Source organism: Burkholderia sp. HI2500 (assembly GCF_002223055.1).
In the GTDB taxonomy this organism is placed as follows: Bacteria; Pseudomonadota; Gammaproteobacteria; order Burkholderiales; family Burkholderiaceae; genus Burkholderia.
On sequence record NZ_NKFL01000002.1, the window covers coordinates 1 to 13,890 of the forward strand.

Annotated in this window: 17 protein-coding genes, 1 tRNA gene and 1 rRNA gene; 9 read left to right on the plus strand and 10 right to left on the minus strand. The window is 64.3% G+C overall.

Annotated features, from left to right (window positions below):
- The 4 genes from CFB45_RS00060 to CFB45_RS00070 form a co-directional block, all read right to left on the minus strand.
- Nucleotides 1–104 (minus strand): 16S ribosomal RNA (locus CFB45_RS00060); the annotation flags it as partial.
- Nucleotides 105–280: 176 nt separating this feature from the next.
- Nucleotides 281–463: a hypothetical protein gene (locus tag CFB45_RS38095; protein WP_144025146.1), complete on the minus strand. Its 183-nt coding sequence runs from the start codon at nucleotides 461–463 to the stop codon at nucleotides 281–283.
- A gap of 213 nt (nucleotides 464–676) precedes the next feature.
- The gene (locus CFB45_RS00065) at nucleotides 677–1,207 is read right to left on the minus strand and encodes a cytochrome b (protein ID WP_174974674.1); all 531 of its coding nucleotides are present in this window, start codon (nucleotides 1,205–1,207) and stop codon (nucleotides 677–679) included.
- Nucleotides 1,207–2,301, minus strand: a complete 1,095-nt coding sequence (locus tag CFB45_RS00070) for a catalase family peroxidase (RefSeq protein WP_089424098.1) — start codon at nucleotides 2,299–2,301, stop codon at nucleotides 1,207–1,209. Before CFB45_RS00070 ends, CFB45_RS00065 begins: the two co-directional genes overlap by 1 nt.
- A 156-nt stretch (nucleotides 2,302–2,457) precedes the next feature.
- On the opposite strand from CFB45_RS00070, the gene CFB45_RS00075 reads away from it, so the two are divergent.
- Nucleotides 2,458–2,979 (plus strand): sigma-70 family RNA polymerase sigma factor, encoded by a 522-nt coding sequence (locus CFB45_RS00075; protein WP_089424099.1) that lies wholly within the window; start codon nucleotides 2,458–2,460, stop codon nucleotides 2,977–2,979.
- The gene (locus CFB45_RS00080) at nucleotides 2,976–3,734 is read left to right on the plus strand and encodes an anti-sigma factor family protein (RefSeq protein ID WP_089424100.1); all 759 of its coding nucleotides are present in this window, start codon (nucleotides 2,976–2,978) and stop codon (nucleotides 3,732–3,734) included. The genes CFB45_RS00075 and CFB45_RS00080 overlap by 4 nt, the downstream gene beginning before the upstream one ends.
- 247 nt (nucleotides 3,735–3,981) lie before the next feature.
- On the opposite strand, the gene CFB45_RS00085 is transcribed toward CFB45_RS00080, so the two are convergent.
- The 4 genes from CFB45_RS00085 to CFB45_RS38100 form a co-directional block, all read right to left on the minus strand.
- Nucleotides 3,982–4,542 carry a hypothetical protein gene (locus tag CFB45_RS00085; RefSeq protein ID WP_256978047.1) on the minus strand — a complete coding sequence of 187 codons (561 nt, stop codon included), beginning with the start codon at nucleotides 4,540–4,542 and terminating at the stop codon, nucleotides 3,982–3,984.
- A 681-nt stretch (nucleotides 4,543–5,223) separates the two neighbouring features.
- A complete protein-coding gene (locus CFB45_RS00090) occupies nucleotides 5,224–5,541 on the minus strand; it encodes a hypothetical protein (protein WP_089424102.1) in 318 nt (105 codons plus the stop codon).
- A gap of 76 nt (nucleotides 5,542–5,617) precedes the next feature.
- Entirely contained in the window at nucleotides 5,618–6,334 is a 717-nt protein-coding gene (locus CFB45_RS00095) for a hypothetical protein (RefSeq protein ID WP_144025147.1), read from the minus strand.
- Between the two features lie 70 nt (nucleotides 6,335–6,404).
- On the minus strand, nucleotides 6,405–6,590 hold the full coding sequence (locus CFB45_RS38100) for a hypothetical protein (protein WP_144025148.1): 186 nt from the start codon (nucleotides 6,588–6,590) through the stop codon (nucleotides 6,405–6,407).
- A 588-nt stretch (nucleotides 6,591–7,178) separates the two neighbouring features.
- Here CFB45_RS38100 and CFB45_RS00100 point away from each other — a divergent pair.
- A tRNA-Val gene (locus CFB45_RS00100) sits at nucleotides 7,179–7,255 on the plus strand.
- A gap of 308 nt (nucleotides 7,256–7,563) precedes the next feature.
- The gene (locus CFB45_RS00105) at nucleotides 7,564–8,067 is read left to right on the plus strand and encodes a DUF2628 domain-containing protein (protein ID WP_089424104.1); all 504 of its coding nucleotides are present in this window, start codon (nucleotides 7,564–7,566) and stop codon (nucleotides 8,065–8,067) included.
- 108 nt (nucleotides 8,068–8,175) lie between these two features.
- On the opposite strand, the gene CFB45_RS00110 is transcribed toward CFB45_RS00105, so the two are convergent.
- Nucleotides 8,176–9,057, minus strand: a complete 882-nt coding sequence (locus CFB45_RS00110) for a sigma-70 family RNA polymerase sigma factor (protein WP_089424105.1) — start codon at nucleotides 9,055–9,057, stop codon at nucleotides 8,176–8,178.
- Nucleotides 9,057–9,533 (minus strand): carboxymuconolactone decarboxylase family protein, encoded by a 477-nt coding sequence (locus CFB45_RS00115; protein ID WP_089424106.1) that lies wholly within the window; start codon nucleotides 9,531–9,533, stop codon nucleotides 9,057–9,059. The genes CFB45_RS00110 and CFB45_RS00115 overlap by 1 nt, the downstream gene beginning before the upstream one ends.
- A gap of 562 nt (nucleotides 9,534–10,095) precedes the next feature.
- On the opposite strand from CFB45_RS00115, the gene egtB reads away from it, so the two are divergent.
- The 5 genes from egtB (at nucleotide 10,096) to CFB45_RS00140 (ending at nucleotide 13,731) form a co-directional block, all read left to right on the plus strand.
- Nucleotides 10,096–11,319, plus strand: coding sequence for an ergothioneine biosynthesis protein EgtB (egtB, locus tag CFB45_RS00120; protein ID WP_089424107.1), 1,224 nt, complete (start codon nucleotides 10,096–10,098; stop codon nucleotides 11,317–11,319).
- Nucleotides 11,303–12,316, plus strand: coding sequence for an L-histidine N(alpha)-methyltransferase (gene egtD, locus CFB45_RS00125; protein ID WP_089424108.1), 1,014 nt, complete (start codon nucleotides 11,303–11,305; stop codon nucleotides 12,314–12,316). The genes egtB and egtD overlap by 17 nt, the downstream gene beginning before the upstream one ends.
- A gap of 296 nt (nucleotides 12,317–12,612) precedes the next feature.
- Nucleotides 12,613–12,915, plus strand: a complete 303-nt coding sequence (locus CFB45_RS00130; protein WP_046550033.1) for a hypothetical protein — start codon at nucleotides 12,613–12,615, stop codon at nucleotides 12,913–12,915.
- A gap of 43 nt (nucleotides 12,916–12,958) precedes the next feature.
- Entirely contained in the window at nucleotides 12,959–13,159 is a 201-nt protein-coding gene (locus CFB45_RS00135; RefSeq protein WP_089424109.1) for a hypothetical protein, read from the plus strand.
- A 188-nt stretch (nucleotides 13,160–13,347) separates the two neighbouring features.
- Complete coding sequence (locus CFB45_RS00140; protein WP_089424110.1) at nucleotides 13,348–13,731, plus strand: hypothetical protein; 384 nt, start codon at nucleotides 13,348–13,350, stop codon at nucleotides 13,729–13,731.
- Nucleotides 13,732–13,890 lie beyond the last annotated feature (159 nt).

Genomic DNA, 13,890 nt, shown 5'->3' on the forward strand with positions numbered 1-13,890 from the left:
TCGCCACTCGCCACCAGGTGCAAGCACCCGTGCTGCCGTTCGACTTGCATGTGTAAGGCATGCCGCCAGCGTTCAATCTGAGCCAGGATCAAACTCTTCAGTTTAAACCTGTTACTGTTTTCGGTTCAGTTAAGAACCGGTCGCTCACTCAAAGCTGACAGGAATATGAATTGCTTCATAAACCTGACTTACTTTAGTGTGAGACTCTTGATACTTTCGCTATCTGATCCGAGGATCAGCTCGCTTTCATCAAGCGCCCACACTTATCGGCTGTTAATTTTTAAAGAGCATTCTGCGAGGAACTTCGTGTTTCCCGGCAGCGCTGCGTTTTCAGCAGCAGAGAAGCGAGATTATGAACCGTTTTTTTAAATCCGTCAACAACTTTTTTAACTACTTCGTTGCGACGACTGCGGTTTAATTCCATTTGCGCTGGAGTTGTTAAAACCGACATCAACAGCAGCACTTCTCTTTTCCCCCGCGCTGCGTTTCCGTTAGCGCGAAAGAGGCGTGATTCTAAGCACCCGCCCCAGTCTCCGCAACCCCTTTTGTGAAATTATTTTGACATGGGGTGCCGGAGGCCCTGAACGGCTCTATTAGTCATATATAAGCGGCACGGCAGGAGCCGCCCCGGTTGCCCGTGAACAGCCCCGCCGCATCGAACGCAACCCACCGTCGCTCACCGCCCCACCATCGCCCTCACCACGCCGTCCCGTCGAATCAGCCCGTGATACAGCGCCGCGGCAAAGTGCGCGAGGAACGTCGCGAAGAACAGATACGCCAGCACCCGGTGCGCGACCCGGAGCCAGGCAAACGTCACCGGATCAGCCGACACCAGCGCCGGCAGCTGCACACCACCGCCCAACGTCACCGGATACCCGCCCGCCGACAGCATCGCCCATCCGATCAGCGGCATCGCAAGCATCAGCGCATACAGCACGAGATGCGAGCCGTGCGCAGCAACCTTCTGCCACCACGGCAGATCCTCGGGCAATGCCGGCGGCTTCGACAGAACCCGCACCACGATCCGCACGCAAACCAGCACGAGCACGGCAATACCCAAAGGCTTGTGGATCGCCACCAGAAGCGCATGCCGCTCAGAGACAGATGCCACCATCCCCACCCCGATGAACAGCATCGCGATGATCATCGCGGCCATCACCCAGTGCAGCACCCGCGCCGGCAAGCTAAACGTCGTCGAAGCCTTCATCACCGTCCCTCCCCACTCAATCGCGCCACGCCCGCTACCCCGGCCTCTTCACTCGTCCTGCGCAGATACGAATCCGCGTAAGCCGCCGACCGCGCCGGCAGCAACGGATCTCCCGACACCTGAATCCCCTGCGGCAGCACCGTCGGGTCGTAATTCACGTCGCGGCACGGCCCGCTGTCCTGCGCCTCCACGTGGTCGAGCACGAGCGTGCCCGCATCGATCGTCGTGCGCTGCGCGGGCCAGACCTTCGTCGCGTCGTCCACCGGGTCGCCTGGCTCCGCCAGCGTGACCAGCAGCTTCCACTTCTGCGGACCGGCAGCGATCCGCTGCGTCACGTCCTGCTGCAGCACGTTCGGGTCCGCCGCCGTCGCGACGTCGCCGGCGCCGGCCGTCTGCTCCGGCACGACGCGCCATCGCACCGCCTGGCGCTTGCCCGCCGCGTCGACGAAGTAGAACGCGTTCAACCCGTAATAGCTCTCGGTGACGTAACTCGCGCTCGGCTTCGCACCTTTGATCCACTGCAGGAACGCGGCCGTCTCCGGATGCGCGCCGAAAAACGCCTTCACCTTCACCGGGTCGGGCTTGCCCGTCTTCGGATCGGGCCGGGTCGCCATCAATTGCGCGTAGAACGCCTGCGGCGTCGCCACCGGAAACACGGGCATCGCGTTCATCCCGGTGCGCCATTGCTCGCCGTCCGGCGCGGTGAGCCTCAGCGCGAGGCTGCGGATCGGCACGCTGCTGTCGGGTGCATACGGATTCCCGCCCGGCAACGCGAACCGCCCGACCACCGGCGTGCGCACCGCCTTGAAGAACGGCGCGACCGAATACGCGCTCGCCGCACCGTTGCCTTCGAAGTAACCGGTCACGCACACGCCCTTCGCGTGATTGCGCCGGAAGCCCGGGTGAATGCCGCCGCCGGCCGTCTGCAACGCGTCGACGATCCGGTGCGGGGTCAGACGCGCCGGCGCGAGCCAGCCGCCGACATACCCGAACGCTACGGCCACGCCGGCCACCGCGCCGCCGATCGCGGCCCAGCGCCACCACCCGCGCCCGGGCTCGCGCCGCGGTGAAGAAGAGGAAGAAGATCGCTCCATATATAGACTCCCGACCATCAGGTCATTGTCGAATCCGCGTAGGACGCCGCCCACGCCGCTTTATTCCACGAAAAGTTTTTTCGTATGCTGGTGGAATAAGCGGCGCCGACCGGCGTCCTACGTGGCATCTCGACCCATTCGGCAACCGGCCCGGCCATGCCCTCCACCGCCCTCGACGACGAAGCACTGCGCGAACTCATCCCCAGGCTGCGACGCTTCGCGCTCTGGCTCGCGCGTGACGTCCACGCGGCCGACGATCTCGTCCAGTCGACGCTCGAGCGTGCGCTGTCGCGCTGGTCGAGCCGCCGCGACGACGCGTCGCTGCGCAGCTGGCTCTTCACGATCCTGTACCGGCAGTTTCTCGACGGCAAGCGCAGCGCGAAGCGCTACGCGTGGCTGCTTGGGCGCATCCGCGACGACGACGAAGCGCACTGGCCGTCCGCCGAACGCGAATTCGCGGCGCGCGCGACGCTCGAAGCATTCGGCCGGCTCTCCGACGAGCAGCGCAGCCTGCTGCTGCTCGTCGCGGTGGAGGGCTTCACCTATCAGGAAGTCGCCGACCTGCTCGACGTGCCGATCGGCACCGTGATGTCGCGGCTCTCCCGCGCGCGCCAGGCGCTGCGCCAGCTCAGCGACGGCGAGCTTCCCGCTCCTTCTCTCCGGTTGATGAAGAAATGAACACGCCTCCGAACGAACACGACCTCCAGGCCTACGTCGACGGCCAGCTCGACGACGATGCGCGCGCCGCGGTCGAGCGCTATCTCGCGCTGCATCCGGCGCGCGCGGAACAGGTGAAGCAATGGCAGCAGGATGCGCAGCGGTTGCGGGCCGCGCTCGAGAGCGTGCGGATGCCGGCGGATAACCCCGCGCTCGACCCGGCGGCGATTCGCGGACGGCGCATGGAGCGCACGCGGATGCGGTTCGCGATGGCGGCTTCGTTCGTGTTCTGCGTCGGGCTCGGGACGTTCGGCGGCTGGCAGGCGCGCGGGTGGAACGCGCCGCCGCCCATCGCGCCGATGAGCGATGCGGTCGAGGCTTACCGGATGATGGTGGTCGATCAAACGGCCAAGGTGGATTACCGGCCGACCGGTGCGGGAGATTTGCAGGGGTGGCTCACCCGGCGCGTGGGGGCTTCGGCGAAGCTGCCGGATTTGAGCGCGGCGGGGTTCACGCCGGTCGGCGGGCGGTTGTTCACGACCGATAGCGGCGCCACGGCTGCAATGGTGCTCTATGAGGACGAGGCCGGAAGGACGCTGAGCTTCTATATGCGGCCGGCGGAATCGAAACATCGGCTGCTGCCGGCCGGGCAACGCGTGGATGGTGCGTTGCTCGCGCGATATGGATCGGTGAACGGGCTCAACTATGCGGTGGTCGGGCCGGCCGGGAGTCTCGCGGAGAAAGCGGTCGTGCAGGCGCTCGATCAGCAGACTTGAAGTGGCAGGATGCGCGCCCGGCTGGCGATTGGTGGCAGCCGCCGGCGCCTTTGGTGGGGCGGCCCGGCGGGCTTGAACGGGCGCCCGCTCACCATTCGACTGCACAGCGTTTCGACTGACTTTCCCTGGCTGTTATGCACATCGCGCCGCGCCAGCGCCCTCACCTTTGGAATCACAGGGTTTCGAGTCGCCGTGCAACGGGATATCCACATCGATCACGGGTAAGCGATCTGGCTTCCAAGGCGGGCTACGATTCTGTCCGTCCAGATAGAGTCGTCACCGAGACCTGGCTGCCGGCAAGCATCTTGTTCGTCCGGCGCACGAACACCCAGTGCCAAACCCAGAGGAAAACCGCGACGCCGCCAGCGATCGAGCCAATGGTATTGGGTATCAACGAAAGAACCTGGGCAAGACACCACCCGATGCCGCTGATCCGGCCGAACGAGCGCAACCCCGACAGAGCCGGATTGATACGAGACTCCGCTTCCAGGGACTTCGCAACGTTGGAAATAATGAAGAAGTCCTCGATGAAGTTGTAGGGCAAGAGGAACATCAGCCAGACGCTGTTGGGTTCGGCCGCACGCGATCCTCGGTTGACCGATTTCAGGGTCGTCCTGAGGTCGCTCGCGTAGGCATAGACCAGCGCCAGGAAACCCGCGATGACGACGATGCTGCCGATCGCCCCAAGCACCGCTATTTCGCCGAGAACGCCTCCGTCTTCGGAGGGATGGACAAGGGGATAGGCGAGCCCAAAGGCAATGGGGATGCTCAGAATGGCTTTGAGAATGGTCCGTGCAGTTGCGCTCATGTGTATCGGCGGGAATCGGTGCGGTGTCACGGGCAGCATAGCGAACGGTCACCCTCGCTGGGCGACTTTGTCCTGGCATATGCCGCCTTCTCTCGCGACGCTCGCCGAGTCGGTGCCTGAACCGCACCGCGAATCGTGGAGTCGAGTTGTATGAAAGTGCGATATCCACGACCCGTGAGGTAACGCGAACATCCTCGCCGAATTCGCGTACCCTCACCCGTTGAATGCACAGGATTTCGAGTGCGTTGGCTGATCGATATCCACAAGGCATTCCATCATGACGGATCGCGCCAGCAGGCTCCACATCGCCTGCGCTATTCCGGAAAACCCATGTCAGACAAGACGTTCGGGCTGATTCGCATGGTCGAATGCATGGCGCTCACCTGTCCGACGCACAGCGATTCGACTCGTTGGGTGTGTGAGTTGTCCACATACGCGCTGTGGACAAGCGCACGAAACTCGATGCACGTTCCGCATGCACCCCGTTCTCAGGGCTTGCTTCCCTCCGTCCAGTTGCGTGCTCGAACATTCTGATCGGCTTGTCGAGGTCAACATTCGCCGAGATCCGCGCGCGGCTTGTGATCCGGGCAAGCGCTCACCTTTTGTCGGCACAGCGTTTCGCATCGTTTTATGCCGCTGTTATCCACATATGAAGGCTGACTACCTTCATCGTCTCCGAAGTCACTTGGTTCGATAAACCCCGAGAATCTCGCCGGTTTCCGGAGAAACGACGTACTGGATCGACGTCCCGAGCGGACTCGCGTTGCCGAGCCCGCGCATGCCCGGCGGCATCTTCGCCATGAACGTCACGCTGATGACCTGATCCTCAGGCGTCGGATTCGCCGTGGCTTCACTTTCGTCTTCGATGCAGATCTCGAAGTTGCGCAGGTCCTGACCGGTCTTCGCAAAATCCTCATAGGCGGACTTCAGGCCGAGCAACGTCGCGGTATTGAGCCGGACGGAACATCGATCGACCACGCCGAAATTCAGCTCGCTCATGGTGTTCTCCGGATATCACGGGTTAGGGCCGATGTCGTACTGCGCGATCATGCCCATCACGATTGCCCTGTTGCGTTCACGTCCGCGTGTCGTCCCTGCGCAGACCGCTACGTTCCAGCACCTCTCGCAGGCACACCGGACACACGAGCTCACCGGCGTCCCACATCTGCACGAACGTCGCCCGCTCACCGATGCGAAACGTCGATTCAACGATGTCGATGTCCGGCCCGAGCACCTTGCGCAAGAACGCTTCGTCGAACCAATGCGTGGCCCCATGCTCCACGCTGGCATTGATCACCCGCACGACGTGACAATCGCGGATCACGTCGATCGACAAGATAGCGGCCTCGATATCCGGTGAGGTTCGCGTCGGTCGGATCAACCCGTGCAACTCGCAGCGCGCGAAGCCGCGGGGCCAATTCGCATTCGCCGCGACGACGGACGTGTCGAACGCCTGCTCTTTCGTCGTCGGTTTATAGGGCACCTCGCCGGAACGCACGAGCAGCTCGTCCAGGCATGCCGAACACAGACGCTCCCGCAAGCGCTCCAGCGCCGCGATCTTCGGAAACGCCGTCACGTGCGCAACGTTGTCGATAAAGGTCGCATCGACCTCGTGCTCGGCAAGTTCAGCACGCAGCATCCACATTTCCAGGCTGTATTTCCGTCGGTCGAGCGAAACCTTCACGAGCTCGCCCGACATGAACTGCCCGCGCTGCCGGATGCGCGCGGCGATGCCCTTCGATGTCGTGATGCCGTTGTCGCGTCCGTGCCGACCGCAGTGCATGGGGCCCATTACCCGCTCCGGTTGCGGGCAGCGCTCGCGTTGCCCAAGTCTTGCTTCGGTTTCATCGTGTCGGTCGTCATCATTCCCTGTAGTCGAGATCGAACTTCACGTTGAATCGCTCGCCTTTGTAGCAGAAACACAGGACATCGGCTTCCGGCATCGACACGCGTTGCTCGAACACGATGTCGCTCGGGTGTTGTTGCAACCGGCGTACGACGGCATCGATCTCGAGTGCGTCCAGCCGGGCCAACGAAGAAATACTCATCTGTCGTGAACCTGTGCGCCAGTCCTTCGCATCCTGAATGCCGGCGATTCTACAGACACAGCGGCTCGCGCATCGCGCCGATGCCCTCATAGCTTGCCGTTTCGTTTATCCGATCACTGCACGCAGTGCATATCCTGCGCGGATCACAGTCGGCGGACTGTGCTTATCCAAAGGTGTTAACAGAGTTCGTATACATACGTAGTGATAGTTAACAAACCCTGTGCCTCACAGTGGATAACGTCCCTAACCCCATGAATTCTCGACGGGAAGCAGAATGCATAACCCTGGGTGCGCGACGTGAACAGCTCCCGGCAGCACAGAACAACTTTTCGTCGATTCACAGCCGCGGCGACATATCCTCAATCGTTCCACTGTGAATCCAGAGGCTTGCCGGAGGGTTATCCAGAGGGCTATGTGGATAACACCACAGCGCATCGACGCGTTTTGCTGTGATGCGAACAGGTGAAGCCAACGTTCCCGGCATCGCCACGCAACATCGATCGTCGGCCTCCGCGCACCTTGATTCAAAAAATTTTCACGAAGGGGCTTGTGCTCCTCAAAAACCCTCTCTATAATTCGCGGCTTCTTAGGCTCGTAGCTCAGTTGGTTAGAGCACCACCTTGACATGGTGGGGGTCGTTGGTTCGAATCCAATCGAGCCTACCAACGAACAAATGAAGGGGTCTGGCAGCACAACTTGCCTACAGGCAATGCGGCTCGCCAACATACAAACGCCACGCGGCAACATCGCGTGGCGTTTTTCTTTTTCCGGCCGAAACAACGCATGTCGCCCCGATGCGTTGCGCGATCCGCGGCATCGCATCCTTCCTCACCGACACCTCGATCCGCCATACAACGGCCACTGTGCCGCGCGTAGAATTGTGTGCGCATCGAAGCAGCGGTTCCGACCGTCGCCCGACCTCCAGCACATCAAAACAACGACGCGCGATCCGCGCGACTGAGAGCACACGACCATGTCCGACGTCACGACCGCCACGTCATCCGCGAGCAACGACGAGATCGCCGCTTACGTCGGCAAGAAAGCCGCCTGGTTCGAAAGGAAGTGGGAGATCGCCGCATCGCGAAAGAACCGGCAGTCGTGGAACTGGGCAGCCTGTTTCCTCGGCCCGGTGTGGATGGCGTACCGATGCATGTACTGGCAGGCGGCCGCCGTCCTTGGCGCGACGCTCGCGATCACGCTGGTCGAGCTGCTGTTCTTCCCGCGTTACTTCGAATCGACCACGTTCGACCCGGTCACCATCGGGATCGCGGTCACGCTCGGCTGGTGCGGGAACAGCCTCTACAGGACGCACGTCGAACGCAGGATCGAAAAGCTGCGCCCGAGCGCGACGTCCCGCGAATCGTTGCTCGCGCTGCTGGAAGCGCAGGGCGGCACGAACTGGCTCGCAGCAGCCGGTTTTGCGATTGCAACGCCGTTGCTCGGTGTCTTGATCTACCTCGTGGCCGGGACGTATTGATTGCAGGAGCCAGCGGCCGGCAGCCGGTAAAGCAGGGCGGCAGGGCGAAGAAAAGGGCGCATCGCGGCCGCGCATGCGCACGGCACCCGACGCGTGATTCCGCCGCACTCAATGCAGATGCTTCAACTTGTCAGGATTCCGCACGACATAGATCGCGACGATTTTCCCGTCCTCGATCTCGAGCGCCGTGGTCTGCAGCTCGCCGTCCGCTTCCTGCGTGACGAAACCCGGCAACCCGTTGATGAACCCCGCACGCACGAACGTCGACGCGTGCGTGGCGAACAGCTCGGCCAGGTACGCGTGCACCTTCATCACACGCTCGAAGCCGAACACCGGCGTGCCCGCGGCCGGGCGCTTGCCGCCGCCATCCGCGTGCAGGCTCACGTCCTCGGCGAGCATCGCGCCGAGCGCGCGCATGTCGCCGCTGCGTGACGCCGCAAAAAACGCCTCCGCCAATTCGATCCCGCGCTGCTTCTCGACATGGAAGCGCGGCCGCGCCTCGCGCACGTGCGTGCGGGCCCGCGCGGCGAGCTGCCGGCACGCGGCCGGGTCACGCTGGATCGTCGTGGCCACTTCGTCGAACTCGAGGCCGAATACGTCGTGCAGCAGGAACGCCGCGCGTTCGAGCGGCGAGAGCCGTTCGAGCGCGAGCAGCAGCGGCAGCGTGACGTCTTCCTGTTCGTCTTCCTCGACGACCGGCTCGGGCAGCCACGGGCCGACATAGGTCTCGCGCTGGTGCCGCGCGGACTTCAGCTGGTCGAGGCACATGCGCATCACCATGCGGCGCAGGAACGCTTCAGGCACGCGCACCTCGGTGCGGTCGACGTCCATCCATCGGATGAACGCCTCCTGCACCATGTCCTCGGCATCCGCGACGGAACCGAGCATCCGGTACGCGACGCGGATCAGCGTGCGGCGCAGCGGGTCGAAGCTCGCCGCCGCATCGGCCCGTGTTTCGGCGCTGCCGTTGGCCGGATCGAGGGTCGGCATCAGGCCACCATCTTCGCGGCGGCGGCCTTTGCATCGGCCGGTTCGATCCACAGCCCGAAGCCGACCGCGAGCCGGTTCCAGCCGTTGATCACGTTGATCATCAGCGTGAGTTTCACCTGTTCCTCCTGGCTGAAGTGGTCGTTCAGCGCCGCGTAGGCCGCATCGTGTGCCGCGTGGCCCTCCGACAGTCGCGTGAGCGCGTCGGTCCAGCCGAGCGCCGCGCGTTCGCGGTCGGTGTAGCAGGGCGCTTCGCGCCACGCGGACAGCAGGTAGATGCGCTGCTCGGTCTCGCCTTGCTCGCGGGCTTCGGCCGCGTGCATGTTAATGCAGTTCGCGCATGCGTTGATCTGCGATGCGCGGATCTTGACCAGCTCGATGAGCGTCGGCTCGAGGCTCTGCGCGGCGGCGACCGAGACGGTCATCCAGTGCTTCATCAGGGCCGGCGCGGCGGCAAACGGGTTGAGTTTCGCAGTCATGGTCCTTCTCCTTTGGTGTGGGTTCCGGGGATATGACGAGCGAGCCCCCCGCGTATGTGACATCGACGCGAAATTTTTTTTGAAGCCGGTGAGCGGATCGGCGTGGAAGGCCGCGGGGGAAGGGCGGGCAGGGTGCTCGTCGAATGCAACAAACGCGGCGAGCATGCTTCGCGCGCAAGTGCTGGTCAGACGATTTCGCATTCACATCAGGGAGACGATCACGGCCGCGAACGCCCGCGGCATGAATCGAGCACAACGGCCGACGCCTGGGCCTCCACATGCCCCTCGATGCGCGCCGTTGTCAGCAATTGGCAACTGATCGGTTGCTTTCATTTACATTTATCTGGCGTTTCATCCGCATCTCGGTCAGCAACATTCACATTTCTGGCCCATACTGTTCTGCACGGGCAGATGAAGTGACGCCGCATCCGCGGCCCGGCGCGCGCGCCGGCTGCCCGACGACGCAGCAGCAGGTCGCACGTCAGCCGCGCGCATCACGCGCAAGGCTTTCCTTTTTCCGGCAACACGCAACGCAGCGAATCGCGACGTGGACGGTAAACCGATGAGCCTCCTTGCATCACAGCTTCAGCGCCGTTACCAGGACGTGCGCGCCCATAGCGTCGCGTTGACCGCGACGTTGTCCGCCGAGGACCAGGCCGTGCAGTCGATGCCCGACGCCAGTCCGACGAAATGGCACCTCGCGCACACGACCTGGTTCTTCGAAACCGTCGTGCTGATGCGACGCGTGCCCGGCTACGCGCCGTTCAACGCGGCATTCCAGTTCCTCTTCAATTCCTATTACGAAGCGCTCGGCCCGCGCCATCCGCGGCCGCAACGCGGGCTGCTCACGCGCCCGTCGCTCGACGAGGTGCATGCGTACCGGCAATACGTCGACGACGCGATGCTGCGCGCGCTGGCCGGCGCCGACGCGGCGCTGCTCGAGACGATCGCGCCCGAGGTCGAGCTCGGGCTCCATCACGAGCAGCAGCATCAGGAGCTGATCGTCACCGACATGCTGCACGCGTTCTCGTGCAACCCGCTGAAGCCGGCGTTCCGGCCGCGCAACGGGACGGACGCGGGCGCGATGGCCGCGGGCGACGCCGGCGCGCAGCATTGGCTGCATCAGCCGGGCGGGCTCGTCGAGATCGGCCACGACGGCGAGGCGTTTTCGTTCGACAACGAACGGCCGCGCCATACGGCGCTCGTGCGGCCGTACGAGATCGCGAGCCGCCTGGTGACGAATGCGGAATTCGCTGCGTTCGTCGCCGACGGCGGCTATACGCGCCCCGAGTTCTGGCTGTCGGACGGCTGGGCCGCCGTGCAGCGGGAAGGGTGGCAAGGGCCCGCGTACTGGATGCCCGACGACGACGATGCGGCCGCCACGCGCGTACGGCGCACGTTTGGCCTGCACGGCGTCGAGCCGCTCGCACCCGACGCGCCGGTGTGCCACGTGAGCTTCTACGAAGCGGCCGCGTATGCGGAATGGGCCGGCGCGCGCCTGCCGACCGAATTCGAATGGGAAGCCGCGTTCCCCGCCGAAGGCATCCGGCAGATGCTCGGGCACGTGTGGCAATGGACGCGCTCGTCCTACGAGCCGTATCCGGGCTTTCGGCCGCTCGTCGGGGTAGCGGCCGAATACAACGGCAAGTTCATGGTCGGCCAGCAGGTCCTGCGCGGCAGCAGCATCGCGACGCCGCCCGGGCACGAACGGCCGACGTACCGCAATTTCTTTCCGCCGGCCGCGCGCTGGCAATTCACGGGAGTGCGACTTGCGCGAGACGTCTGACCAGACGGCCACGAGCGGTGGCCAGCAACCCGCCCGCGATTCGCGGCCGAGCGCGTTCGAGCGCGACCTGATCGACGGACTGTCGCGTACGCCGCGCAGCATTCCGCCGAAATACTTCTACGATGCGGCCGGCTCCACGTTGTTCGATCGCATCTGCGAGTTGCCCGAGTATTACCCGACCCGCACCGAGCTCGGCATCCTGCGCGATCGCGCGGCCGAGATCGTGCGGCGCGTCGGCCCGCATGCGGAACTCGTCGAATTCGGCGCGGGCTCGCTCGAGAAGATCCGCGTGCTGCTCGACGCGTTCGCGGGCAACTATGCGAACGCGCCGGCGCGCTACGTGCCGGTCGACATCTCGGCCGACTACCTGCACGATGCCGCCGCGCGGTTGCGTGCCGCGTATCCGTGGCTCGACGTCGCGCCGATCGCGGCCGACTACACGAAGGCCGAGCAACTGGCCGAGCTGACCGCGACACCGGCGCGGCGCATCGGCTTCTTTCCCGGCTCGACGATCGGCAACTTTGCGCCGGACGAAGCCGATGCGTTCCTGCGCGATGCCGCGCGGCTGCTGCGTGGCGGCGGCTTGCTGGTCGGCGCCGATCTCGTGAAGGATGAGCGCACGCTGCACGACGCGTACAACGATGCGCAGGGCGTGACCGCGCAGTTCAACCTGAACCTGCTGGTGCGCGCGAATACCGAGCTCGGTGCGGATTTCAACGTCGATGCGTTCTCGCATTGCGCGTTCTACGACAGCGCACGGCAGCGCATCGAGATGCATCTCGTCAGCGACGTCGCGCAGATCGTGCACGTGCGCGGCCACGCATTCCGCTTCGACGCCGGCGAGCGCATCCACACGGAGAATTCGCACAAGTTCACGATCGACGGTTTCCATGCGATCGCGCGCCGCGCTGGATTCGTGCCCGATACCGTGTGGACCGACGCGGACAACCTGTTCAGCGTGCACTGGCTGCGCAGCGTCGACGATATTCGCGCGTGATGCACGTGCTTGCGAACCGCTCGCGTGCGGTGCGGGCGGTTCGCTTTCGGCGCTTTCCAATGCTCGCCGGCGCGTGCCGATCGCCCGGTTTCGTGCCGAAAATCCCTTTTTTACCGCTCCGATGCACCGCTGCAACGGTGTTTGGAATGCGGCCTCTTCCTTGTCCCGCAAGGCTTTGCGGGAACCCGTAAACGTCCGTTACCTGTCTCGCATACCCGTTTCACCTGTGTCTGTGTCCGGTGCCTAGACTCCGAACCGTATTCACATGACGCACGACACGTGCAGGGAGTTGCGAGATGAACAAGAAACTCATTCTCGGTGCAGTTCTCGGTGTAGCGGCGCTGGCAGCTTCGGGCGTCGCCTCGGCCCACGTCGACCTGTCGGTCGGCATCGGCGTACCCGCCTATGCGGCGCCGGCGCCCGTCTACGTGGCGCCGCCTCCGCCCGTCATGTACGCGCCGGTCGGCTATCGCGACGACGGTTGGCGTGGCGACGGCTGGCGTCAGCGCGAATGGCGCGAACACGAGTGGCGCCGCCGTGAATGGCGCGAGCACGAGTGGCGCGATCGCGGCGGCTGGCGTGGCGGCCGCTGGGATTGAGCGAAGCGGCTCGACTTGATCTCCACACGAAGAGAATGAAAACATGATGCCCATTCGACACATCAGGCTGGGTGCCACCGCGGCCATCGTGGCGCTTGCCACGATCGGCAGCGCGCACGCGGCGGGCTGCATGAAGGGCGCGGTGGGCGGCTGTATCGTCGGCCACCACATGGCGAAGAAGCAGGCGCAGGAGCAGGCCGCGCAACACAGGGCCGCCGCGCAGGGCATGCAGCCGGCGCAGTAAGCATCATCGTCACCGGGGCGGCGCTGCGGCGCCGCGCCCACCTGCCTCGTTCCCCGCTCAAGCACGATCCGGATTGATCTGACGAATGCGCGCCGCGCGCCTCGTTACGATCATTTACAACGTCGCATGGCGCGAATCCGGCGCGTTCATAGAATGCAGTCACACGAACGCGCTCCAGGGAGCACAAGATGAAACAGCAACGATATCTGTCCGTACTGACGGCCGCGCTGCTCGCGCTCGGCACGGTGTCCGCGTATGCCGCAGCCGGCGGCAATGGCGGTGGAAACGGTGGTGGCGGCGGTGGCGGAGGTCACGGTGCAGGCGGCGGCAATGCAGGCGGCATGTCCGCCGGCCATATGAGTGGCCACGCGCTGAGCAACTCGAACGGCATGCACGCGGGCGACCGCGACAAGGGCCTGTCGCGCGCGGCCGACCGCTCCGACACGATCGCCGATCGCGCCGGCGCGCAGCCGGGCCGCGGTCACACGCACGCACACGCGCATGGCCACACGACGCACGCGTCGACGGCCACGCATCATTCGCATCACCACGCATTGGGCCGCACGCTTTAAGCGCGGCGCGCAATCGTGACGGAAGGGCGCTTCGGCGCCCTTTTTTCATGGCGGGAATGCAACGCGGCTGTCGCGCGAAAACATCGTGCCGACCCGATTTGCAACCAGCCGTAACCGCGCCGCGAACGGGCGCGAATACGGATCGCTTACACGCGGGTA